Origin of the sequence: Streptomyces sp. NBC_00414 (genome assembly GCF_036038375.1) — a bacterium.
Classification (GTDB): Bacteria; Actinomycetota; Actinomycetes; order Streptomycetales; family Streptomycetaceae; genus Streptomyces.
Window position 1 is genome coordinate 3,474,147 of sequence record NZ_CP107935.1, and the last position, 23,349, is coordinate 3,497,495.

General features: G+C 69.8%; 17 protein-coding genes and 1 pseudogene. 11 read left to right on the top strand and 7 right to left on the bottom strand.

Annotated elements, in window-relative coordinates; genetic code table 11:
- Positions 1–139: 139 nt before the first annotated feature.
- The 4 genes from OHS59_RS14725 to OHS59_RS14740 all read right to left on the bottom strand — a co-directional run bounded on the left by OHS59_RS14725 (position 140) and on the right by OHS59_RS14740 (position 3,965).
- Positions 140–2,422: a HelD family protein gene (locus OHS59_RS14725; protein ID WP_328499209.1), complete on the bottom strand. Its 2,283-nt coding sequence runs from the start codon at positions 2,420–2,422 to the stop codon at positions 140–142.
- Between the two features lie 203 nt (positions 2,423–2,625).
- Positions 2,626–2,958, bottom strand: coding sequence for a thioredoxin (trxA, locus tag OHS59_RS14730; protein WP_328493852.1), 333 nt, complete (start codon positions 2,956–2,958; stop codon positions 2,626–2,628).
- Positions 2,955–3,383 (bottom strand): MerR family transcriptional regulator, encoded by a 429-nt coding sequence (locus OHS59_RS14735; RefSeq protein ID WP_328493853.1) that lies wholly within the window; start codon positions 3,381–3,383, stop codon positions 2,955–2,957. The genes trxA and OHS59_RS14735 overlap by 4 nt, the downstream gene beginning before the upstream one ends.
- A 60-nt stretch (positions 3,384–3,443) precedes the next feature.
- Complete coding sequence (locus OHS59_RS14740) at positions 3,444–3,965, bottom strand: Lrp/AsnC family transcriptional regulator (RefSeq protein WP_328493854.1); 522 nt, start codon at positions 3,963–3,965, stop codon at positions 3,444–3,446.
- Positions 3,966–4,051: 86 nt separating this feature from the next.
- Here OHS59_RS14740 and OHS59_RS14745 point away from each other — a divergent pair, with 86 nt between their 5' ends.
- The gene (locus OHS59_RS14745) at positions 4,052–4,963 is read left to right on the top strand and encodes an NAD-dependent epimerase/dehydratase family protein (RefSeq protein ID WP_328493855.1); all 912 of its coding nucleotides are present in this window, start codon (positions 4,052–4,054) and stop codon (positions 4,961–4,963) included.
- A 269-nt stretch (positions 4,964–5,232) separates the two neighbouring features.
- Here the strand turns inward: OHS59_RS14745 and OHS59_RS14750 are convergent, their stop codons facing one another.
- Positions 5,233–6,642: a cation:dicarboxylate symporter family transporter gene (locus OHS59_RS14750; protein WP_328493856.1), complete on the bottom strand. Its 1,410-nt coding sequence runs from the start codon at positions 6,640–6,642 to the stop codon at positions 5,233–5,235.
- Positions 6,643–6,786: 144 nt separating this feature from the next.
- Between OHS59_RS14750 and OHS59_RS14755 the strand changes: the two genes are divergently transcribed.
- The 5 genes from OHS59_RS14755 (at position 6,787) to OHS59_RS14775 (ending at position 12,666) form a co-directional block, all read left to right on the top strand.
- Positions 6,787–8,604: a sensor histidine kinase gene (locus tag OHS59_RS14755; RefSeq protein WP_328493857.1), complete on the top strand. Its 1,818-nt coding sequence runs from the start codon at positions 6,787–6,789 to the stop codon at positions 8,602–8,604.
- On the top strand, positions 8,601–9,293 hold the full coding sequence (locus OHS59_RS14760; RefSeq protein WP_328493858.1) for a response regulator: 693 nt from the start codon (positions 8,601–8,603) through the stop codon (positions 9,291–9,293). The genes OHS59_RS14755 and OHS59_RS14760 overlap by 4 nt, the downstream gene beginning before the upstream one ends.
- Before the next feature lie 200 nt (positions 9,294–9,493).
- Positions 9,494–10,861 carry an extracellular solute-binding protein gene (locus tag OHS59_RS14765; RefSeq protein WP_328493859.1) on the top strand — a complete coding sequence of 456 codons (1,368 nt, stop codon included), beginning with the start codon at positions 9,494–9,496 and terminating at the stop codon, positions 10,859–10,861.
- Between the two features lie 10 nt (positions 10,862–10,871).
- A complete protein-coding gene (locus tag OHS59_RS14770; protein WP_328493860.1) occupies positions 10,872–11,819 on the top strand; it encodes a carbohydrate ABC transporter permease in 948 nt (315 codons plus the stop codon).
- 1 nt (position 11,820) lies between these two features.
- Positions 11,821–12,666 (top strand): carbohydrate ABC transporter permease, encoded by an 846-nt coding sequence (locus tag OHS59_RS14775; protein ID WP_328493861.1) that lies wholly within the window; start codon positions 11,821–11,823, stop codon positions 12,664–12,666.
- A 28-nt stretch (positions 12,667–12,694) separates the two neighbouring features.
- Here the strand turns inward: OHS59_RS14775 and OHS59_RS14780 are convergent.
- Positions 12,695–15,085: pseudogene (locus OHS59_RS14780) on the bottom strand (M4 family metallopeptidase).
- A gap of 919 nt (positions 15,086–16,004) precedes the next feature.
- Here OHS59_RS14780 and OHS59_RS14785 point away from each other — a divergent pair.
- From OHS59_RS14785 to OHS59_RS14795, 3 genes are all read left to right on the top strand, one after another.
- Positions 16,005–16,289: a hypothetical protein gene (locus OHS59_RS14785; RefSeq protein ID WP_328493862.1), complete on the top strand. Its 285-nt coding sequence runs from the start codon at positions 16,005–16,007 to the stop codon at positions 16,287–16,289.
- Positions 16,289–17,191 (top strand): Crp/Fnr family transcriptional regulator, encoded by a 903-nt coding sequence (locus OHS59_RS14790; protein ID WP_328493863.1) that lies wholly within the window; start codon positions 16,289–16,291, stop codon positions 17,189–17,191. Before OHS59_RS14785 ends, OHS59_RS14790 begins: the two co-directional genes overlap by 1 nt.
- A gap of 650 nt (positions 17,192–17,841) precedes the next feature.
- Positions 17,842–18,567 (top strand): helix-turn-helix domain-containing protein, encoded by a 726-nt coding sequence (locus tag OHS59_RS14795; RefSeq protein ID WP_443061442.1) that lies wholly within the window; start codon positions 17,842–17,844, stop codon positions 18,565–18,567.
- A gap of 34 nt (positions 18,568–18,601) precedes the next feature.
- Here OHS59_RS14795 and OHS59_RS14800 read toward each other — a convergent pair whose 3' ends face one another.
- Positions 18,602–19,627: an ATP-dependent 6-phosphofructokinase gene (locus tag OHS59_RS14800; RefSeq protein WP_328493864.1), complete on the bottom strand. Its 1,026-nt coding sequence runs from the start codon at positions 19,625–19,627 to the stop codon at positions 18,602–18,604.
- A gap of 292 nt (positions 19,628–19,919) precedes the next feature.
- Between OHS59_RS14800 and pta the strand changes: the two genes are divergently transcribed.
- Positions 19,920–22,052, top strand: coding sequence for a phosphate acetyltransferase (gene pta / locus OHS59_RS14805; protein ID WP_328493865.1), 2,133 nt, complete (start codon positions 19,920–19,922; stop codon positions 22,050–22,052).
- Complete coding sequence (locus OHS59_RS14810; RefSeq protein WP_328493866.1) at positions 22,049–23,272, top strand: acetate kinase; 1,224 nt, start codon at positions 22,049–22,051, stop codon at positions 23,270–23,272. The genes pta and OHS59_RS14810 overlap by 4 nt, the downstream gene beginning before the upstream one ends.
- Positions 23,273–23,349 lie beyond the last annotated feature (77 nt).

Genomic DNA, 23,349 nt, shown 5'->3' on the forward strand with positions numbered 1-23,349 from the left:
TCAAACGCCGGACGGGCTGAGATGCAGCCGGACCGGCGGACGTCTTTCAGCCCGTCCGGCGTTTGAGGACAACGGGGGCGAGGGGGCGCAGCCCCCATGCGGGACGGGAACGGGTAGGGGCGGCGGGGGCGGAGGAAGGTCAGGTGGTGGGCGGCAGAGCCTCCTGCAACGGCTTCGGCAACGGCTCCGCGTGGACGATGCCGAGCGACTGCGTGGCCCGGGTCAACGCCACATAGAGGTCACTCGTTCCGAAACGGGCCGGCTCCACCACCAGCACCGCATCGAACTCCAGCCCCTTCGCCTGACGCGGGTCGAGCAGCACGACCCCACGGGTCAGATCGGGCGACTCCCCCGCCACAACCCCGTCGAGCCGCCCGGCCAGCACCCCATGCAGCTCCCGCGGCGCGATCACCGCGAGCCGCCCCTCGGCGGGAGCCAGCTCGGCGACGGCCTTCTCCACCGCACCGGCCAGCTCGGAACTCTCCCGCGCCCAGGGCCGTACCCCCGTGGACCGCACCGAACTGGGCGGCTCGAAGTCGGGCCGCTCGGCCCGCGGAACGGCCGCCGCCACGTCCATGATCTCGGACGGCGTGCGGTAGTTGACCGCGAGCCGGGTGTGCTCCCAGCGGTCCTCGACGTAAGGGGAGAGGATCTCCGACCAGGAGCCGACGCCCGCCGCCTCGGCCGTCTGGGCCGGGTCGCCGACCAGCGTCATCGACCGCGTGGGACTGCGCCGCATCAGCAGCCGCCAGGCCATCGGCGACAACTCCTGCGCCTCGTCGACGATGATGTGCCCGAACGCCCAGGTCCGGTCGGCGGCGGCCCGCTCGGCGGCACTGCGGTGGTCGTCCTCCTCGTGGCGTTCGGCCATCCGCTCGGCGTCGATGATGTCGTGCGCCGACAGGACCTCCGCGTCCTCGGCGTCGATGTCCTCGAACTCGTACGTCCTGGACGCGTAGGAGACGTCGAGCACGCCCTGCGCGTAGGCGACCTGCCGGTCCCGCTCCTGCTCGGCGGCGGCCTTCGTCACCCGGTCGTCCTCGCCGAGGAGTTCGGCCGCCTCGTCGAGGAGGGGCACGTCGGAGGTCGTCCAGGCCCGGGTGACCGGACGGCGGACGGCGTCGGCGTCCTCCTCGGTGAGGTACGCGTCGGGCTCGGCGAGGAAGTCCGCGACGAGGCGCCGCGGGGTGACGCGCGGCCACAACTGGTCGATGGCCGCCCAGACCTCGGGGTTCTCGGCGAGATCGTCGCGGATCTGGGTGATGTCACTGGGGTCGAGCAGGTTCGTGCCGTCGAAGGGGTCCGTGCCGATCCGCTCGGCGAGCATGTCGGTGAGGGTGTTGAAGATGTGGCCCTCGAAGTGTTCGCGGGCCACGTTGTGCGGCAGCCGCACCTCGCGGGTGCGGTCGCGGGCGACGCGTACGAGACCGGCGTCGAGCATCAGGATGTCCCGGTCGTGCTCGATGGCGATCACCGGGTCGGGCAGGGACTGGCGGTCGCGCACGACGGCGGCGAGGACGTCGGCCATGTCGGCGCGGCCCTTCACCGCGGCGGCCTCCGGGGTGTCGGAGGCGCTCGCCCGCACCCCGGGGTACAGCTCGCCGACGGTCGCCAGCAGGACGCCCGTCTCACCGAGCGAGGGCAGTACCTCGCCGATGTAGCCGAGGAAGGCGGGGTTCGGGCCGACGATCAGGACGGCTCGCTTGGCGAGCAGTTCGCGGTGCTCGTAGAGGAGGTAGGCGGCCCGGTGCAGCGCCACCGCCGTCTTGCCGGTGCCGGGGCCGCCCTCCACCACCAGGATTCCGCGGTGCGGGGCGCGGATGATGCGGTCCTGCTCGGCCTGGATGGTCTGCACGATGTCGCTCATACGGCCGGTGCGCGCGGAGTTGAGCGCGGAGAGCAGCACGGCGTCGCCGGTCGGGTCCTCGTGTCCCGTGCGCAGCCGGTCCCCCAGGTCGAGGATCTCGTCGTGCAGGGCGGTGACGGCACGGCCCTCGGTGGTGATGTGCCGACGGCGGCGCAGGCCCATGGGGGTGTGGCCGGTGGCGAGGTAGAAGGGGCGGGCGACCGGGGCCCGCCAGTCGATCAGGATCGGGGTGTGTTCGACGTCGTCGGCGCGGATACCGATACGGCCGATGTGGTGGGTGAGACCGGCGGAGCCGGAGGGGTCCGAGGACTCGGGGGCGTCGGGGGCGTCGGGGAAGGTGGTGAGGTCGATCCGGCCGAAGCAGAGGGAGCCGTCCACCGCGTTCAGCGCGGCGAGCAGGCCGGAGCGTTCGGCGACCAGGACGTCCCGTTCGAGGCGGGCCTGCATGGGTGTGCTGCCCTGCGCGAGGGCGTCCGTCACCGAGGCCTCGGTTCCGCCGCGCAGTGCGTCGACGCGCGCGTACAGACCGTCGATGAATTCCTGCTCGCCGCGCAATTCATCGTCCGGCAATCCGTTGGTCGAGTTTGTGTCTGTGTCTGTGTTCGAGGCCCTGTTTGACAATTCCACTCCCGGCCGGATATACTGCGAACAGTGAACTTCTTCGTGACCCGCTTTACGCAAGTCGCGAACCATTCAATATACGCAAAGAAATCCCCCGTCGGCAATTGCCGACGGGGGATTTCTTTATTCCGTCCCGGTCAGATCACGTCCGCCAGCTCTTCGAGGAGCCGCCGCTTGGGCCGGGCACCCACCATCGACTTCACCGGCTGCCCGTCGCGGAACACGATGAGCGTGGGCATCGACAGCACCCCGTACGCGTTCGTGGTCTCCGGATTCGTGTCCACGTCCAGCTGCACCACCTTGAGCCGGTCGCCCTCCTCCGAGGCGATGGCGCTCAGCACCGGCGCGATCTGCCGGCACGGCGGGCACCAGTCCGCGGTGAACTCCACCAGCACGGGCAGCTCCGCCCCGATCACCTCCGCCTCGAAATCCGCGTCCGTCACCTCGGCCACACCTGCCGCCTTGATCACCGCGTCTCCCCTCCCAGCTCACACACCGGTTCCGGACCACCCGGAACCGCCGCCTCGGACGCCAGCCCGCCCATCGCCCGCTCGGCCCGCGCCAACTGCCCGCCGACCTGCTCGCGTACCGACCGCAGCTCGCCGATCAGCGCGTCGAGCTCGCCGAGCTTGCGCCGGTACACGGCGAGCGAGGCCGGACAGGCGTCGCCCTTTGGATGACCGGCCCGCAGACACTCCACGAAGGGCCGCGTCTCCTCCAGGTCGAACCCGAAGTCCTGCAGCGTCCTGATCTGCCGCAGCAGTTTCAGATCGTCCTCGTCGTACGTCCGGTACCCGTTGCTCCCCCGCCGCGCGGGCAGCAGCCCCCGCGACTCGTAGTACCTGAGCGTCCGAGTGGTGGTCCCGGCCCGCTCCGCCAGCTCGCCGATTCGCATGCCAGGACGGTAGTCCTTGACGCCCACGTCAAGGCAAGAAGCCCAGGTCGGAGCAGACGGTCAGCGAGTGACGGGCGGCAGCAGCGGTTTGCGCTCCACCGGGGACGACAGCACGATCGACGTCGTCGTACGGCCCAGGGCCGCGGTCTGCTCCAGTACGTCCTCCAGGTGGACGGTGTCCTCCACCGCGACCTTGAGGATCCAGCAGTCCTCACCGACGACGTGGTGGGCCTCGGTGATCTCGGGGCGGGCCAGCAGCTCCAGCGTCCTCGGGTGCTTCAGCGTGTAGCCGCCGTGCGGGTCGACCCGGACGAAGGCCTGGATGCCGTAGCCGAGGCGGGCCGGCGACACGTGGGCGCCGTAGCCGGTGACGGCGCCGGCCGACTCCAGACGGCGGACGCGTTCGGCGACCGCCGCCGGGGACAGCCTCACCCGGCGGCCCAGCTCGCTGAGCCTGATCCGGCCGTCGCTCTGCAGCAGCTCCAGGATCTGCCGGTCCAGCACGTCGAAGCCCACCGACGTTTCGGCGGCGCCGGCTCGCGAATGCCGTGGTTCTTTCGGTGCCGCGACCGGATCTCCCATGTCTCCCCCTTCAGACCGCCCTCGTACGCCACGAGAATTATGACCGCAGGTCCGGTCCGGCCGGGGATTCAGGAAAAGGGGGCAGCGTGCGTGACGTGTGTGTCATAGGCGGCAACCGGTATTTCGGCAAGCGGCTGATCGCCCGGCTGCTTTCCGCCGGGGACAGGGTGAGCGTCGTCAATCGGGGGTCGGCGGCACCGCCCGCCGGGGCGATCCATCTCGTCGCCGACCGCGACGACGAGGAGTCCCTGGAGCGGGCGCTCGGCTCCCGCACCTTCGACGTCGTCGTCGACCAGGTCTGCTACACCCCGGTACAGGCGGCGATCGCCAGCCGGGTCTTCGCGGGACGCACCCGGCGGTACGTCATGACGTCCACGGTCGAGGTGTACGAGCACCTGGACTCGGCGGACCTCGTGAGCGAGGACGCCGTCGATCCGCGTACGGTCCGCGTCGACCTCGGACTCCCCTGGAACGACCCGGAGTTCCTCGACACGCACTACGGGGAGGGCAAGCGGCAGGCCGAGGCGGTGCTCGCGGCGGGGGCGGGGGGCGCGGCGTTTCCCTGTGTGGCCGTGCGGGTCGCCCATGTGCTGGGCGGTGACGACGACTTCACGGGGCGGCTCGCGCACTACGCGGAGCGGATCCGGTCGGGCGAGCCGATCGCTGTGCCGGTGGTGAACCGTCCCGCGACGTACATCCATGTCGAGGAGATCGCGAACTTTCTCGCGTGGACGGTGGGCGAGGAATTCACCGGGGTGGTGAACGCGGCGTCCTCCGGGGTGCTCGGCACCGAGGAACTGTGCGAGGTGGTGGCCTCGCATCTCCCTGGCGGGAAGGTGGTTCTGCGTCGTGTGGTGGGTGGGAGGTTCTCGCCGTTGTCCTTCACCCGCTCGTACGGAATGGACAACGCGCGGGCCACGCGGCTCGGCTTCGCCTTCACCAAGGTCCACGACTGGCTCCCGACCGCGGTGACCTCCACCCTCGGCCGCACCTCCTGACCGAGGTCCCCACCCGCGGCCCGGTGGGGGTTGCCCGCGCCGTTCCCAGCGCCCCTTGAAAGTGGGGCCGCGCCCCTCAGGGGCGCGGGGAACGGCGCAGTCTTTTGTCTTTAGGGGCGCGGGGAACGGCGCGGGCGCCCCCACCCCCCACCGGGGCCGCACCCGCCGGCCCCGCCCGCCCACGCAAACCGCCGGCGGTCGCCCAGGTGGGGGAACCTGGGGCGACCGCCGGCGGGCGGGGGAGGGAGATGGCTTGCTTCGGGCAGCGACTAGGCCTTCGCCAAGGCCTTGTCCCCGGACCCGGGCTGCTCCGGCACATCGGCCGAGCCGGACGACCCGTCCCCGTCGGTGAGACCCCCGTGTCCTTCGTCGAGCAGCGTCGTCTCGTCGAACGGAATCCGCCCCGCGAGCACCTCGTCGACCCGGGGCCGGTCGATCTCCTTGGTCCACGTACCGATGAGGACCGTGGCCACGGCGTTGCCCGCGAAGTTCGTCAGGGCGCGCGCCTCGCTCATGAAGCGGTCGATGCCCACGATCAGGCCGATGCCGTCCACCAGCGCCGGCTTGTGGGACGCGAGACCGCCCGCCAGGGTGGCCAGACCCGCGCCGGTGACACCCGCCGCGCCCTTGGAGGCGACGAGCAGGAAGAGGAGCAGCGGGATCTGCTCACCGATCGACATCGGCGTACCCATGGCGTCGGCGATGAACAGCGAGGCCATGGTCATGTAGATCATGGTGCCGTCGAGGTTGAAGGAGTAGCCGGTCGGGACGGTGATGCCGACCACCGGCTTGCTGACACCCAGGTGCTCCATCTTCGCGATGAGCCGCGGCAGCGCGGACTCGGAGGAGGAGGTGGAGAGGATGAGCAGGAACTCCCGGCCCAGGTACTTGAGCAGCAGGAAGATGTTCAGGCCCGCCACGATCCGCAGCATCGCGCCGAGCACGATGAAGACGAAGAGGAAACAGGTCACGTAGAAGCCGAGCATCAGCACGGCGAGGCTCTTGAGTGCGTCCACACCCGCCGAGCCGGTCACCGCCGCGATCGCGCCGAACGCACCGATGGGCGCCGCCCACATCACCATGGCGAGGATGCGGAAGACCAGACGCTGGATGTGTTCGATGCCGCGCAGGATCGGCGTACCGGTCGAGCCCATGGCCTGCAGCGCGAAGCCGGTGAGCAGCGCGATGAGCAGGGTCTGCAGGACCTCGCCGCCGGTGAACGCGGAGACGATCGTCACGGGGATGATCCCGAGCAGGAACTCCTCGGTGTTCTTGGCCTCGACGACCTGTCCCTGGCCCGCGTCCTTGATCGCGTCGGTCACCGCGAGGCCCGTCCCGGGCTCCAGGATGTTGCCGACGACCAGGCCGATGGCCAGTGCGACGAACGACATGACCACGAAGTAGCCGAGCGCGATGCCGCCCACCGCGCCGACCTTGGCGGCCTTGCGTACCGAGCCGATGCCCAGGACGATCGTGCAGAAGATGATCGGCGAGATCATCATCTTGATCAGGTTCACGAAGCCGGTACCGATCGGCTTCAGCTTCACGGCGAAATCGGGGGCGATCAGCCCCACCGCGATACCGGCGGCCACGGCGATGATCACCGCGATGTACAGATAGTGGGTGCGGTCCCGCTTTGCGGCGGGAGCGGCAGGTGCCGTATCGGGTGTGCTGGTCACGGCTGCCCTCCTTGACGACGTCGTCGGCATCATCCGGCGTGCGGCTCACGTCCGGGGGTTGTCGGTGACTATCTCCCAGCGTGTGAGGGCGGTCACCCTTCCGTTCATTTCGTTCACACATTTCCAGCCAGGCAGACTGTGCGCATGCGCCTACCCCGTGCCCCCCGACCGCGCAGCCTGGCCGGCCAGCTCTTCGCCATGCAGGCCGTGCTCGTCGCCGTCGTGGTCGCGGGCTGCGCGCTCTTCACGTACGTCAGCGACCGCAGCCAGGCCGAGGACGCGGCGGGCCGCCAGGCCATGGGAGTGGCCCGTTCCGTCGCCGACTCCCCTTCGGTACGGGAGGCCATCCGCACCGAGGACCCGACGAGGACGCTCCAGCCGTACGCGCAGGCGGTGACGCGCGGCGCGCAGGTCGACTTCGTCACGATCATGAACCCCGGGGGCATCCGCTGGACCCACCCCAACGAGGAGCTGATCGGCAAGCACTTCCTCGGACACACGGACCGGGCGCTCCTCGGCCAGTCCTTCACCGAGACGTACACCGGGACCCTCGGCGAGTCCGTGCGGGCGGTCACCCCGATCCGTGACGGTGGCCGGATAGTCGGTCTGGTCAGCGCGGGGATCAAGGTCGACGAGATCAGCCAGCGCGTCGAGGGCCAGGTCAAGGCCCTGTTCGGCGTCGCCGCCGCCGCGCTGGCCCTGGGCGCCGTGGGTACGTACGTCATAAACGCCCGGCTGCGGCGCTCCACCCACGGGATGAACGCGGCCGAGCTGAGCCGGATGCACGACTATCACGAGGCCGCGCTGCACGCGGTGCGCGAGGGACTGCTGATGCTGGACGGGCAGTACCGGGTGGCGCTGATCAACGACGGCGGACGTGAGCTGCTCGGGGTGGGCGCCGACGTGGTGGGCCACTCGGTGGCCGAGCTGGAGCTGCCGGCTCCGCTGACGGGGGCGCTGCTGTCGGGGGAGCCGCGGGTGGACGAGGTGTATCTCACCGAGTCGCGGGTGCTGGTCATGAACACCTCGCCGGTGTCGGGCGGCGAACGCCGGGGCACGGTCGTGACCCTGCGCGATGTCACCGAACTGCAGTCCCTGATGGGCGAGCTGGACTCCGAGCGGGGCTTCACCACGGCGCTGCGCTCGCAGGCCCACGAGGCCGCGAACCGGCTCCACACGGTCGTCTCGCTGATCGAGCTGGGCCGGGCCGAGGAGGCCGTCGACTTCGCCACGGCCGAGCTGGAGCTGGCCCAGGCGCTGACCGACCAGGTCGTCGCGGCGGTCAGCGAGCCGGTTCTCGCGGCGCTGCTGCTGGGCAAGACGGCCCAGGCGAACGAGCGCGGTGTCGAGCTGGTGGTCTCCGAGGACAGCAGCATCGACGACGGCCTGCTGCCGGTCTCCCTGACCGCGCGTGATCTGGTGACGGTGCTGGGCAATCTGATCGACAACGCCGTGGACGCGGCGCAGGGCTCGGTGGGCGCCCGGGTCACCGTCACCGCGCTCGCGGACACGGAGGGCCTGGTCCTGCGGGTCGTCGACACCGGGGCGGGGGTGGATCCGGCCCACACGGAGGAGGTCTTCCAGCGCGGCTGGTCCACGAAGCCGGCGGGGCCCGGCGGGCGCGGGCTCGGTCTGGCGCTCGTACGGCAGGTGGTGGCCCGGCACGACGGCACGCTGACCGTGACGACGGCCCCCGGCGGCGGCGCGTCCTTCGAGGCGCGGCTGCCGCTGCCACTGCCTCTCCCGGCGGAAAAGCCCCAGGAAGGGACTAGTGTCCACGCCGGACCCGAAACCGGTTCCGCACCCGGATCCGGAGCGGTGTCCGCGCCGGGGCCCGAGCCGGGGCCCGGTGCAGGACCCGAGCCAGGACCCGAGCCAGGGCCCGACGCAGGGTCCGAGCCGGGGCCGGAGCCCGGGGCCGGGCCCGCGCATGAGCCGACGCCGCACGGAGGCACCCCATGAGCACGCCTTCCCCCGCCCCGGACATCCGCGTCCTGGTCGTCGAGGACGACCCCGTCGCGGCGGACGCGCACGTCCTGTACGTGGGACGGGTGCCCGGATTCGTCGCGGTCGGCAAGGCGCACACGGGCGCTGAGGCCAGACGGGCGCTGGACCGCACGCCCGTGGACCTCCTTCTCCTCGACCTCCATCTGCCGGACGTCCACGGTCTGCAGCTGGCCCGCTCGCTGCGCGCCGCCGGTTATCACGCGGACGTGATCGCGGTGACGTCCGCGCGCGACCTCACGGTCGTACGGGAGGGTGTGTCGCTGGGAGTCGTGCAGTACGTACTGAAGCCGTTCACCTTCGCCACCCTCCGGGACCGGCTCGTGCGCTACGCCGAGTTCCACGCCGCGGCCGGTGAGGCCAGCGGCCAGGACGAGGTCGACCGGGCCCTCGCCACGCTCCGGGCGCCCGGCCCGGCCGCGCTGCCGAAAGGGCTCAGCTCGCCCACCCTGGAGAAGGTCACCCGGGCGCTGCGCGACTGCCCGGAGGGGCTGACCGCGACGGGCGTCGCGGAGGCCGTCGGCATCTCGCGGATCACGGCCCGGCGGTATCTGGAACATCTGGTCGACGCGGGACGGGCGGGGCGCAGTCCTCAGTACGGACAGGTGGGCCGGCCGGAGCTGCAGTACCGATGGGTGAAGGGTTGACCGGTTCAGCGGGTCGAACAATCAGGCCATATGCGGGACTACACGGCGTTACGGGCTCACGACGGGCCGCGACAGGGCAGATGAGACACGACCGTAACTGAGCAGTCGCGCAAGGTCATTGACCTGACGCGACCACTCCTCTTACGTTCGGGCCATCGAACAACGGCCACAAAGACGTCGGCCGGCAGGAGGTCGTACCCGTGCGTCCCACCCCCACTCCGCTCCTTCTCGCGACCCTGCTCACCGCATCCGCGCTCACCGCCTGCGGCAGCGGCTCCGGCAGTGATCCGGACACCGTGGAGATCTCCTACAAACAGTCGACGGACAACTCCGTACGTGTCATGGACACGTATCTCGCGGACATCAAGAACCAGTTCGAGAAGGCCAACCCGGACAAGAAGGTCAAGCTCGTCCCGATCAAGGCCCCGGACTCGGAGTACTACACGAAGCTCCAGCAGATGCTCCGCTCCCCCAAGACCGCGCCGGACCTGGTCTACGAGGACACGTTCCTCATCAACTCCGACATCACGAGCGGCTACCTCAAGCCCCTGGACCCGTACCTCGACAAGTGGGACGACTGGGGCCAGTTCATCGACACGGCGAAGTCGGCGGCGCGGGCGGAGGACGGGAAGACGTACGGCGTCCCGGACGGCACGGACACCCGCGGCCTCTGGTTCGACAAGGGCATCTTCAAGCAGGCCGGGCTGCCCGCGAACTGGCAGCCGAAGACCTGGGACGACATCCTCGACGCGGCCCGCACGATCAAGGAGAAGGTCCCCGGCGTCACCCCGATGAACGTGTACACGGGCAAGCCCGCCGGTGAGGCGGCCACCATGCAGGGCTTCGAGATGCTCCTGTACGGGACGGCCACCGGTGCCACCGAGAGCCCGCTGTACGACACGGCGTCCAAGAAGTGGATCACGGGCAGCCAGGGGTTCAAGGACTCGCTGCAGTTCGTCGAGACGGTCTTCAAGGACAAGCTCGGCCCGGACGTCTCGGACGCCCTCGACCCCAACTTCGCGACCAGCGTCCGCGGTGAACTCCTCCCCGAGGGCAAGCTCGGCATCAACCTGGACGGCTCCTGGCTGCCGCAGGACTGGCAGGAGGGCAGCGGCCACGAGTGGCCGGAGTGGTCCGAGAAGCTGGGCCTCGCGTACATGCCGACGCAGGCCGGCCAGTCACCGGGCAAGGTGAGCATGTCGGGCGGCTGGACCTGGGCGGTCCCGAGCAAGGCGGCCAACCCCGACCTGGCCTTCGAGTTCGTCAAGACGATGCAGACGAAGGCGAACGCCCAGAAGTGGTACATCGCCAACTCCGGGATCGCGGTCCGCACGGACGTGGCCGAGGACCCGGCGTACGTGCAGGCGCAGCCCGGCATCAAGTTCTTCACGGATCTGGTGTCGAGCACGCACTACCGCCCCGCCTACCCCGCGTACCCGAAGGTCTCCACGGCCATCCAGGAGGCGATGGAGGGCGTGACAACGGGCGACAGCTCGGTCGCGGAGGCGGCGAAGAACTACGACGAGGAACTGAAGTCGGTCACGGACAACCAGGTCATCAAGAAGTGACCGGCCGCTCATGACCACCGCACCCCCCGCGGGCCCGGGCCTGGTGAAGACCGCCCCGGGCCCGGCCGCCGCACCGCCCCCGTCCGGCCGCCACCGCGATGCCCGCCGTGCCCTGCTGCGCGCGCTGCCCGTCTCCCCCGCCGTCGTCCTGCTGCTCCTGTTCCTCGCGGGGCCGATCGCGTACTGCGCCTACATCGCCTTCACCGATCTCCAGCTCACCGGCCAGGCCGAGTCGTCCTTCACCGGCTTCGACAACTTCCGTACCGCCTTCAAGGACGAGGCGTTCCTCAACGCCGTCTGGCTGACGCTCGTCTTCACGGTCCTCAGCTCGATCATCGGCCAGAACACGCTGGGCCTGGCCCTGGCCGCGCTGATGCAGCGCGCGTCGAAGCCGATCCGGACACTCACGGGCGGGATCGTCGTCACGGCCTGGGTGCTCCCGGAGGTCGTGGCGGGTTTCCTCCTCTACGCCTTCTTCCGGCGCGAGGGCACCCTGAACGCGATCCTCGACTGGCTCCGTCTCCCGTCGCAGAACTGGCTGTTCACGCTGCCGATCCTGGCGGTGTCGTTCGCGAACGTGTGGCGCGGGACGGCCTTCTCGATGCTGGTCTACTCGGCCGCCCTGAACGAGATCCCGAAGGAGATCACCGAGGCGGCGGAGGTGGACGGCGCGGGCGGCTGGCGCCGGATGTGGCACATCACGCTGCCGATGATCCGCCGTTCCATCGGCACGAACCTGATGCTCAACACCCTGCAGACCCTGTCGGTCTTCGGTCTGATCTGGGTCATGACGAGAGGCGGCCCGGGAAACCGCAGCCAGACCCTCCCGCTCTTCATGTACGAGCAGGCCTTCCAGAAGAGCATGATCGGCTACGGCACCGCCGTGGCCCTCCTGCTGCTGGTGGTCGGCTCCCTCTTCTCCCTGGTCTATCTGCGCCTGCTGCGGACGGAGGTCTGAGATGGCAGCACGTACGACACTCAACACCCGCCGCGCCAACCGCCGTTACGCGGCCGACGCGGGCCTGCTGTTCGTCGCGGCGACCTTCGTCCTGCCGCTGGCGTGGGTGATCCTGTCCTCCCTGGACCCGCACGCCGAGCTGAAGGTGAACCTGCCCGACGGGGTCACGCTCGACAACTTCGACGCGGTCCTGAAGCCGGACATCACGTTCACACCGCTGCTCAACAGCCTGATCCTGTGCGGCTGCGCGACGCTGCTGACGGTGGTCTGCGCGGCGCTGGCCGCGTATCCGCTCTCCCGTTTCCGGTCCCGTCTGAACCGCCCGTTCCTCCTCACGATCATCTTCGCGACCAGCCTGCCGATCACGGCGATCATGGTTCCGGTGTACGCGCTGTTCGTCCAGGTGAACCTGATCGACACCATGCAGGGCACGATCTTCTTCTTCACCGCGTCCCAACTGCCGTTCGCCATCTGGCTGATGAAGAACTTCATGGACGGCGTACCGAAGGAGCTGGAGGAGGCGGCCTGGACGGACGGCGCCTCGTCGTTCCAGTCGCTGCTGCGCGTCGTGCTGCCCCTGATGGGACCGGGCATCGCGGTGGTGACCGTCTTCTCGTTCGTGGCGATGTGGGGGAACTTCTTCGTCCCCTTCATGCTGCTGCTCTCGCCCGACCAGATGCCCGCGTCGGTGAGCATCAACGACTTCTTCGGAAACCGCGGGACGGTGGTCTACGGACAGCTGGCCGCGTTCTCGATCATCTACTCGACACCGGTGATCCTCCTGTACGTGCTGGTGGCGCGGAAGCTGGGCGGAGGGTTCGCGCTGGGCGGGGCGGTCAAGGGCTGACCGCCCCGCCCAGGGCTCGGAGCCCGTGTCAGCTGGTCGTGACGGCCGTGTCGTCGACGACGAAGCTGGTCTGCAGTGAGGTGTCCTCCACTCCGCTGAACTTCAGGGCGACGGTGGAACCGGCGTACGAGGACAGGTCGAAGGTCTTCTGGACATACCCCGTGGCCTTGTTGAGGTTCGAGTAGGTGGCCAGGGTGGTCGAGCCCGCGGTGACGGTGAGCTTGTCGTAGGCGGTGCTGGTGGACGTCTCAGCGCTGTCGATGTGCAGCCAGAAGGTGAAACTGGCCTTGCAGCCGGAGGGGATGGCCACCGACTGGGACAGCGTGTCGGTGTGCGAGGACCCGTACCCGTCGAGCCAGGCCTTGTACGAACCGCCGTGGGCCGCCTGGTCGGTGTCGTTGGTGATGACACCGCTGGTCGCGGTCCAGGTGGTGCTGCCGGACTCGAAGCCCGCGTTGCCGAGCAGCTGCGCCGAGGCGCAGGTGCCGCCGCCGGTCGAGCTGACGGTCCAGGTGAAGGACGCGGTGCCGGTGGCGCCGGTGCTGTCGGTGACGGTGACCGTGGTGCTGTAGGTACCGGCGGCGGTCGGGGTCCCGGTGATCGCGCCGGAGGAGCTGATCGACAGGCCGGTGGGCAGGCCGGTGGCCGCGTAGGACAGTGAGCCGCTGTTGCTGCTGCCGGCCGAGATCTGCAGGCTGACCGCGGTGCCGACGACGGAGGACTGGCTGCCCGGGTTGGTGACGGTGACGCCACCGGTCGGCGGGGTGACGTGGCTGCCCACGTTGATCCCGGCGAAGGCGTTCGCGACACCCGCGTACTGGGTCGAGTTGGCCCCGTACAGAGAGGTCGCGGCGTTCAGGGCGGCGGTGCGGGCGCCCGCGTAGTTGGTCGTCGACGTCATGTACGTCGTCAGCGCCTTGTACCAGATCTGCAGGGCGGCGGCGCGGCCGATGCCCGCGACGGCGACACCGTCGGAGGTCGGGCTGTTGTACGAGACACCGTTGACGACCTTGCTGCCGCTGCCCTCGGAGAGCAGGTAGAACATGTGGTTCGCGGGGCCCGAGGAGTAGTGGACGTCGAGGTTGCCGATCCCCGAGTACCAGCTGTCGGAGGAGCCGCCGTCCTTGTCGGGCTCGTCCATGTAGCGCAGCGGGGTGCCGTCGCCGTTGATGTCGATCTCTTCGCCGATGAGGTAGTCGCCGACGTCGTTGCTGTTGGCGGCGTAGAACTCGACGCCGGTACCGAAGATGTCGGAGGTCGCCTCGTTCAACCCGCCGGACTCACCGGTGTAGTTGAGGTTCGCGGTGTTGGAGGTGACACCGTGGCTCATCTCGTGGCCGGCCACGTCGAGCGAGGTCAGCGCGTGGGTGCCGCCCGAGCCGTCCCCGTACGTCATGCAGAAGCAGTCGTCGTCTCAGAAGGCGTTGACGTACGCCGAGCTGTAGTGGACGCGGGAGTAGGCGGCGACGCCGTCGTTCTTGATGCCGCTGCGCCCGAACGTGTTCTTGTAGAAGTCCCAGGTCGTCTGGGCGCCGTAGGCGGCGTCCACGCCGGCGGTCTGGGTGTTGGAGCCCGACCCGGTGCCCCACACGTCGTCGGCGTCGGTCATCAGCGTGCCGGTGCCCGAGGTGCCGTTGTTGAGCGAGTACGTCCGGTGGCCGCCGCGCGTGGTGTCGTACAGCTGGTAGGTCGACCCGGACAGCGTGGTGTTCAGCGTGACCGTGCCGCTGTACTGGCTGTTGCCGGTGCCGGTCTTGACGTCCTGGAACTCGTGGAGCTTCGCCCCCGTGCTCGCGTCGGTGATGACGTGCAGCCTGCTGGGCGTGCCGTCGTCCTGGAGGCCGCCGACGACCGTCTCCCAGGCGAGCCTCGGAGTGCCGTCGCCCGCCCAGATGACCTTGCGGACGCTGTCGGCGGTGGGCTTCTGGGCGTCGAGCGCCTTCGCCGCCTTGAGGGCCTTGGTCTCGGCGGCCGACTTCTTGTAGGTCGCGGTGGTGGAGGAGACCTTGAGGGTCCGCTTCCCGGCGAAGGTGGTGCTCACCGTTCCGGTGGCCACGGAGGCGGGCGGGGTGTGCACGACCAGGTCGCCGCCGAGGACCGGGAGCCCGTCGTAGGTGCGCTCGTAACGGGTGTGGAGCGTGCCGTCGTTGTCCTTGACGACGTCCTTGACGACCAGCTTCTCCTTGGCGCCGAGGCCCAGGGTGTCGGCGGTCGCGCCGGTCTTCTTCGCCGCGCTCCTGATGAGCGCGGTGCGCTGGGCCGGGGTGAGTTCGGCCGTGAGGCCCCCGGCGCGCACGGGGCCGGGGTGGGGGGCGGCGGGCTCGGCGGCGGCGGGGACCGTCTGTGTACCGACGGCGAGGAGGGCGGCGGTGGCCACCAGGGCTCCGGCTGCGGCCGCCTGGCGGGGGATTCGTCTCACTCGTACTCCTACTGCGACGGCCGCGGGGCGGCGGCCGGTGACAGCCCGGACAGACGGGATGTGCTGCCCGGGACGAGCTGAGCAGGGGGTGCGGGACCGTGGCCGCGGGCAGGCTGTGGGGGAAACCGGGGCCGTGGCTGGGGGGAAGAGTCGCATCGTTGACCTATACATGTCATGCCCCCACAGATGATCCGAGGGTTATCCCTCTGTAGCCCTGTGTGACCTCTGTGCGGTCCCTGTACGACTCCTGTACGACCTCGCCCGGCCCCCAGGGACGGGGAGGAGTTCGCGCTCCGCCGTGTGGCGTGCCTCACGGCGAGCGCCGCCGGGCGCCGCGAGTGGCTCCCGGCTCCCCCGGAGCCTCGCACCCTCCCCGCGCACCGCGGGACCGGGGCCCCCGAACGACCAGTGGCGGCACCCTCGGGCGCCGCCACCTACTCGTCCAGGCTCTTCATTCCTCTTACGTCCTCGCAGGTGAGACGTCATCGCCGGGTCGAGGCCCCCCCAAGGCACCACCCTCGGGGCAGCCCCGACGAGCTGCCGCTGGACCAGCAAAGCCACAACGTCAGCACGTTGAATCTAACGGCGTGAGTGCACAGCCCATTCCATAACTTTCGGGAGTCTCGGTTCCTACCCGTTGGTAATCACCAAATTTTAGGGACAGCGAATCCTGCCTCGTCCTACACGAATCGGCGACGAAAAGCACTGCCCCGAGATGACATTTCCGTGACACCGGGGCTGTGTTATATCCTGCCCGATCAAGAGCGGTACTGGCTTTAGCTGACCTCACCAGTCGGTTCGGCCGACCCACCAAGTCGGTCTCGGGTCCTCTCTTGCATGCGCTTTACAACGCTGGACCAGCAAAAAACTTCAACAAAGCAAGAGGAACAGAGGAATGGATTTCCTGACAGCAGCAGTCATGATCGTTGGGATCATCGCCGGCACCGTGGTGCTCGTCGTGAAGTTCCTGTCGTCCAAGCCCGCGCGGATCGCCGCGGCGCTCGCCGCCCTCGCCGTCGTCCTCGCCGTCCTGCCGAGGATAATCGAGCCGCTCGCCCCCGACGCTCCGTCCACCCCGGCGCCCACCCCCACGCCCGCCGTCACGGTGACCCCCGCCGGGTCGCCGGGCGCGGCGACGCCCGGACCGTCCGACACCGCACCGGCCACCGGGCCCGGAGCCGCCACATCGGGGGGAACGCTCTGATGGCGACATGGCAGGACAGGACCGAGTACGCGGAGCTGCGCGCCGACGGCAGGCGTGGCGTGAGCCGCCTCTTCGGGAAGCCGCCCCTGCCCCGTCGCTACCACGAGGACGGCCTGCAGCCGATGGTCCTGGGTAACTCCGTGTACGCGTTCGACGAGGAGACGGGACTCGTCGAACACGACCTCTCCGGGGCCCGCGCGATCCAGGCCCTCATCGACCTCAACCCGTTCCTGTCCCAGCTTTCGCCGCGGTACCGGCACGAGTTCATGTCCCTGCTGGCCACCAGGTCGAGCGCCCGCGACACACAGCTGAGAGGGGCCGGCTCCTCGACGCTCCACATCGTTCTCTCCGGCTGCGTGTACGAAGAGTCAGTGTACGGAGAGGACACCACCGTGCGGATACACGGGAGCGGAGCGGTCCTCGGAGCCGCCGAGGTCTTCAACGAGGACCTGCACGCCCCCACCGCGAAGTGCCTCAACCGGACCCTCTCGCTGGCCCTGCCGATCGCGCGCATGCGTGCCCTCATGGAGCAGAACAGCCAGCTGGCCTCCGCCCTCGGCAGAGCCCTGACCGACCAGCTCGTCGTGGGCGAGCGCGTCTACAACCGCCGCAGCCTGCTGCCCGAGGAGAGACTGGCCGGCCTCTTCGTCCACCTCCTCGACCGGTGCGCCGTCCCCTGCTCCAGGCACGGGCGGATGATCGAAGGGCTCTCGCAGGACAACCTGGCCGCGGCCCTCTGCGTCAGCCGGGGGACGATAGAGAACGCCGTCAAAGTGCTGCGCGACCTCGATCTGATCACCACCGGGTACCGCCAGTACCGATTCCCCCAGGAGCGGGAACTGGCACGGTTCGGAAAGGTGAGAACGCTTCCCCAGACCGTCACCGGTTCGGCGGAGATTTAGCGGTCAACCTTCCGCTTGAGCCAATCGAACCCACCTCCGGAAAGTTCTTTCCGGAGGTGGGTTTTCTCTTGTCTATACCTCTTTATTTTCCGGTCGGCCTGATCGATAATTAGCTCGACATCGAGATAGCGGGCGCTTAAACGGATTTAACGCGGCTGCTTTTATCCAGGAATTCCGTATTCAGGAACTCGATCCTGCTTTGCGGTAATATCTCTCAGAGTGTTCTTCGTCACACGGCTCGGGCTCGATGAGCGCGGAACGGGGCACGCGCCGGCCTCCCCGCACGCCTCACGTACCGAACGGTTCGCGCCGCGCGTTTCCGCTCCCCCGCGCGGCCACCGCGCACGCCAGGGGCGCCGAAGGGGGTGACGGCCACCATTCCGCCCCCGGCACCACACCCGCCGGAGGCCCGCACTCCGCCGTCGCCGAACGTTTTTCGCATATGCCCGTCGACGCTGCTCATGGCGCTTGCCGGGACGGCCCGGCGGTCATGTGCGGCGATCGTCCGCCCACGCGCGGCCCGCGGTCCGAACACGTCGGCCGGTGCGCGAGTTCCCTGGACAACTGTCCGAAATAGTAGCTTCACACAATCCGTGAGCCTGGCCGAACAGACCGTAGTCACCGCAGCCCCGCGGCCATAAGTTGTGCCCGTGCACCAACAGTCGGCGCCTCAGCCCACCCCGCCCTTCGACGCCCCGGCCGCCCGCAAGCTGCGTACCGCTCTCGGCATGGGGCCGGAGCATGTCGCGTACGGGATGCGGACCTCTTTCGGACTGCCCCATGTGACACCCGACCTGGTCGTCGCCTGGGAACGGGGCCTGGCCACTCCGGGCAACGGCGAACTGATAGCGCTCGCGGGCGTGTTGTGGTGCTCACCGGGTGAACTCATCGGCGCGCCCCGGACCTTGCGCGAGCACCGGATCGCCCGCGGACTGCCGGCCGAGGACGTCGCACGGGGCGTGGGCCTCGAACTCCTCGCGTACGTACGGATGGAGGAGGCGGACGAGTGGCGCGGCAGCGAGCGGCAGTCGACGGCGCTCGCCGCGGTGCTCGATCTCTCGCTGGAGGACCTCGTCACGGTCACCGGCCGCGAGCCCAAGCTGGCGATGATGCTGCGCAGCGCGGTGACGACGCGCTGGCAGGCGTACGTCCGCCCGGTGGGCAAGCTGCTGACGCTGGAGCGGCGGATCGTGGGACACGCGCTGCGGGCCCTGCACACCGAGTACCAGGGCCGGATGGTGCCGACCCTGAGCTGGGGCGGCGGCGGCCCGGCGGGAGCCGACGCCGACGACGCGGGCCGGGACTTCCTGGAGCGGATCGTCGACCGCTTCTGGTCGACGATCCGGCGCGACGCCGAGAGGTACGGCGACGGCTGAGACTCCCGGCGGCCCTGGAAGTCGACGGGCGTCCCTAGAAGACCGACTCCGCCTCGTCCATCCGGTCCTTCGGGACCGTCTTCAGCTCGGTGACGGCCTCGGCCAGCGGCACCATCACGACGTCCGTGCCGCGCAGTGCCGTCATCCGGCCGAACTCACCCCGGTGCGCCGCCTCCACCGCGTGCCAGCCGAAGCGCGTCGCCAGCACCCGGTCGTACGCGGTCGGCGTGCCGCCCCGCTGGATGTGGCCGAGAATGACCGGCTTCGCCTCCTTGCCGAGGCGGCGTTCCAGCTCGTACGCCAGCGCCGTGCCGATGCCCTGGAAGCGCTCGTGGCCGAACTGGTCGATGGCGCCGTGGCCGTAGTCCATGCTGCCCTCGACGGGGTGCGCGCCCTCGGCCACGCAGACGACCGCGAACTTCTTGCCGCGCGCGAAGCGCTCCTCGACCATCTTGATCAGGTCGGCCGGGTCGAACGGCCGCTCGGGCAGGCAGATCCCGTGGGCGCCGGCGGCCATGCCGGACTCCAGGGCGATCCAGCCGGCGTGCCGGCCCATGACCTCGACGACCATGACCCGCTGGTGGGACTCGGCGGTCGTCTTGAGGCGGTCCATCGCCTCCGTGGCGACGCCGACGGCGGTGTCGAAGCCGAAGGTGCGGTCCGTCGACGAGATGTCGTTGTCGATCGTCTTGGGGACGCCGACCACGGGCAGGCCCGCGTCCGACAGCATCCGCGCCGCGGTCAGCGTGCCCTCGCCGCCGATCGGGATCAGTACGTCGATACCGAACTCGCGCGCCATGTCCTGGGCGTTCTCACAGGCCTCGCGGAGGCGGTCGCGCTGGAGGCGGGAAGAGCCGAGGATGGTGCCGCCGCGGGCGAGGATGCCGCTGACGGCGTCCAGGTCGAGGCTGCGGTAGCGGCCTTCGAGCAGTCCCGCGTAGCCGTCCTCGAACCCGACGACCTCGGCGTCGTAGTTGGTGACGGCTCGGTGCACGACCGACCGGATCACGGCGTTCAGTCCCGGACAGTCGCCGCCTGCGGTGAGAACTCCGATGCGCATCGTGCTGTGTCTCCTGCTCGCTGATTGGGCTGTGTCTCCGGTGGTACCTGTGAGCCAGTCCGATTGTTTCACGGGCCGCAGGGGGGCGCCGTCCGCACCCTTCGCGCCCCCTCGACCATCCGCGCGCCCCCGCATGTACCTCTCCCACCGGCCCCGCCCGTCACACCCGTCCACAGGGGCCGCTCACCCCCGGCCTGACGGGCGCCTTATCCATGCCCGGAGGTATTGTCAAGAGGGCTCAGCCGGACGATACCGGCTGCGTTGTACCGCTATCGGAGGAAACGGAGAGCACGTGACGCGCAGCGTGTACGTGACCGGGATCGACCGAGGTGACGGCCGCCAGGTCATCGAGCTGGGAGTCATGGAGCTCCTGACCCGTCAGGTGGACCGGGTGGGGGTGTTCCGACCCCTCGTCCACGACGGGCCCGACCGGCTCTTCGAGCTGCTGCGCGCCCGCTACCGGCTCGCGCAGGACCCGGCGACGGTCTACGGCATGGACTACCACGAGGCGTCCGCGCTCCAGGCCGAGCAGGGCACCGACGAACTGGTCTCGCAGCTCGTCGACCGCTTCCACCGGGTGGCCCGCGAGTACGACGTCGTCCTCGTCCTCGGTACGGACTACGCCGACACCCAGTTCCCGGACGAGCTGGCGCTCAACGCCCGCCTGGCGAACGAGTTCGGCGCCTCCGTGATCCCCGTCGTGGGCGGCCGCAAGCAGACCTCGGAGTCGGTCCTCGCGGAGACCCGCAACGCGTTCCGCGCCTACGACGGCCTGGGCTGCGACGTCCTCGCGATGGTGGTGAACCGGGTCGCCCCCGCCGACCGCGGCGACATCCACGAACTGCTCGACGACCGCCTCCCCGTGCCGTGTTACGTGCTCCCCGACGAGCCCGCGCTCTCCGCGCCGACGGTCGCCCAGATCACCCACGCCCTCGGCGGCAAGGTGCTGCTCGGCGACGACGCGGGGCTGGCGCGCGACGCGCTGAACTTCGTCTTCGGCGGCGCCATGCTGCCGAACTTCCTCGGTGCGCTGACCCCGGGCTGCATGGTCGTCACGCCCGGCGACCGCGCCGACCTCGTGGTGGGCGCCCTCGCCGCGCACAGCGCCGGCACCCCGCCCATAGCAGGCGTGATCCTCACCCTGAACGAACGCCCCAGCGACCTCGTCCTCACCCTGGCCGCCCGCCTCGCCCCCGGCACCCCGGTGGTCGCGGTGGAGACCGGTTCCTTCCTCACGGCGTCCGAACTCTTCGCCATGGAAGGCAAGTTGAACGCCTCCACGCCCCGCAAGGCGGAGACGGCCCTCGGCCTCTTCGAGCGGTACGTGGACACCAGCGGCCTCCTGAAGCGCGTCTCCGCGCCCAGCAGCAGCCGCGTCACGCCGATGATGTTCGAGCACAAGCTCCTGGAGCAGGCCCGCGCCGACAAGCGGCGCGTCGTGCTGCCCGAGGGCACCGAGGCGCGCGTCCTGCACACCGCCGAGGTGCTGTTGCGCCGCGGTGTCTGCGACCTCACCCTGCTGGGCCCCCTCGACCAGATCCGCAAGAAGGCGGCCCACCTCGGCATCGACCTCGGCGGCGCCCAGCTGATCGACCCGCACACCTCCGAACTGCGCGACCGGTTCGCCGAGAAGTACGCCCAGCTCCGGGCCCACAAGGGCGTGTCCGTGGAGCTGGCGTACGACGTCGTCTCGGACGTGAACTACTTCGGCACGCTGATGGTCCAGGAGGGCCTCGCCGATGGCATGGTCTCCGGGTCGGTGCACTCCACGGCGGCCACCATCCGCCCGGCCTTCGAGATCATCAAGACCAAGCCCGAGGCGTCGATCGTCTCCTCGGTCTTCTTCATGTGCCTCGCCGACAAGGTCCTCGTGTACGGCGACTGCGCGGTCAACCCCGACCCGGACGCCGAGCAGTTGGCCGACATCGCCATCCAGTCGGCCGCCACCGCCGAGCAGTTCGGGGTAGAGCCGCGGATCGCGATGCTCTCGTACTCGACCGGCACGTCCGGCTCCGGCGCGGACGTCGACAAGGTGCGCACGGCCACCGAACTGGTCCGCTCGCGGCGCCCCGATCTGAGCGTCGAGGGGCCGATCCAGTACGACGCGGCCGTCGAGCCGTCCGTGGCCGCGACCAAGCTGCCGGGATCCAAGGTCGCCGGGCAGGCGTCCGTGCTGATCTTCCCGGACCTCAACACCGGCAACAACACGTACAAGGCCGTGCAGCGCTCGGCCGGCGCCATCGCCGTCGGACCGGTCCTGCAGGGCCTGCGCAAGCCGGTCAACGACCTGTCCCGGGGCGCGCTCGTCGGGGACATCGTGAACACCGTCGCCATCACCGCGATCCAGGCCCAGGCCGCCGCCCGCCCGGACACCTCGGCCACCGCCGCCCCCTCGTCCCCCACCCCGAAGGCTTCCGCCCAGTGAGTGCCACCCGCGTCCTCGTCCTCAACTCCGGTTCCTCGTCGGTGAAGTACCAGCTGCTCGACATGAGCGACGGCAGCCGGCTGGCCGCGGGCCTCGTCGAGCGCATCGGCGAGGAGACCTCCCGGCTCAAGCACACCCCGCTGGCGTCGGGCGGCGAGTCCCGCGAGAGCACCGGGCCGATCGCCGACCACGAGGCCGCGCTGAAGGCCGTCTCCGAGGAGCTGTCCCGGGACGGGCTCGGCCTGGACTCCCCCGAGCTGGCCGCGATCGGCCACCGGGTCGTGCACGGCGGCAAGCGGTTCACGCAGCCGACCGTCGTCGACGACGCGGTCCTCGCCGAGATCGAGCGGCTCATCCCGGTGGCGCCGCTGCACAACCCGGCGAACCTCACCGGTATCCGTACAGCGCAGGCCCTGCGCCCGGACCTCCCCCAGGTCGCCGTCTTCGACACGGCGTTCCACACGACGATGCCGGAGTCCGCGGCCCGCTACGCGATCGACGTGGAGACCGCCGACAAGCACCGCATCCGCCGGTACGGCTTCCACGGCACCTCGCACGCGTACGTGTCCCGCGAGACGGCGCGGCTCCTCGGCCGGGCGCCGGAGGACGTGAACGTCATCGTGCTGCACCTGGGCAACGGCGCCTCGGCGTCGGCGGTCGAGAAGGGCCGGTGCGTGGACACCTCCATGGGGCTGACGCCCTTGGAGGGGCTCGTGATGGGTACGCGCTCGGGAGACGTGGATCCCGCGGTCATCTTCCATTTGATGCGTGTTGGCGAAATGTCCACGGACGAGATCGACACTCTGCTCAACAAGAAGAGCGGTCTGATCGGACTGTGCGGTGACAACGACATGCGGGAGATCCGCCGCCGTATCGACGAGGGCGGCGAGGACGGCGCGCGGGCGCAGCTCGCCTTCGACATCTACGTACACCGGCTGAAGAAGTACATCGGTGCCTATTACGCGGTACTGGGCCGGGTCGACGCGGTCGTCTTCACGGCCGGGGTCGGGGAGAACGCGGCCCCCGTGCGCGAGGCCGCGGTCGCGGGCCTGGAGTCGCTGGGCCTGGCCGTCGACAGCGCCCTGAACGCCGTGCGCTCCGGCGAACCGCGGCTGATCTCGCCCGAGGGCGCCAGGGTCGCGGTGGCCGTCGTACCGACCGACGAGGAACTGGAGATCGCCGACCAGACGTACGCGCTCGTGGGAGACGGCAGCGCCTGAGGAGGCGTGAGGCCGCCGGAAACAAGCCGGGAAGAGATGGAGAAGTCAGCCGGGAGAACACCGCGGAAACAGCCGGT

Excerpts from the sequence above, each read along its gene's own strand:
- OHS59_RS14740 (WP_328493854.1), bottom strand. The coding sequence starts at position 3,965 with ATGGGAGATCCGGTCGCGGCACCGAAAGAACCACGGCATTCGCGAGCC.
- OHS59_RS14770 (WP_328493860.1), top strand. The coding sequence starts at position 10,872 with ATGACCACCGCACCCCCCGCGGGCCCGGGCCTGGTGAAGACCGCCCCG.
- OHS59_RS14790 (WP_328493863.1), top strand. The coding sequence starts at position 16,289 with ATGGCGACATGGCAGGACAGGACCGAGTACGCGGAGCTGCGCGCCGAC.
- OHS59_RS14775 (WP_328493861.1), top strand. The coding sequence starts at position 11,821 with ATGGCAGCACGTACGACACTCAACACCCGCCGCGCCAACCGCCGTTAC.
- OHS59_RS14735 (WP_328493853.1), bottom strand. The coding sequence starts at position 3,383 with ATGCGAATCGGCGAGCTGGCGGAGCGGGCCGGGACCACCACTCGGACG.
- OHS59_RS14755 (WP_328493857.1), top strand. The coding sequence starts at position 6,787 with ATGCGCCTACCCCGTGCCCCCCGACCGCGCAGCCTGGCCGGCCAGCTC.
- OHS59_RS14785 (WP_328493862.1), top strand. The coding sequence starts at position 16,005 with ATGATCGTTGGGATCATCGCCGGCACCGTGGTGCTCGTCGTGAAGTTC.
- OHS59_RS14800 (WP_328493864.1), bottom strand. The coding sequence starts at position 19,627 with ATGCGCATCGGAGTTCTCACCGCAGGCGGCGACTGTCCGGGACTGAAC.
- OHS59_RS14760 (WP_328493858.1), top strand. The coding sequence starts at position 8,601 with ATGAGCACGCCTTCCCCCGCCCCGGACATCCGCGTCCTGGTCGTCGAG.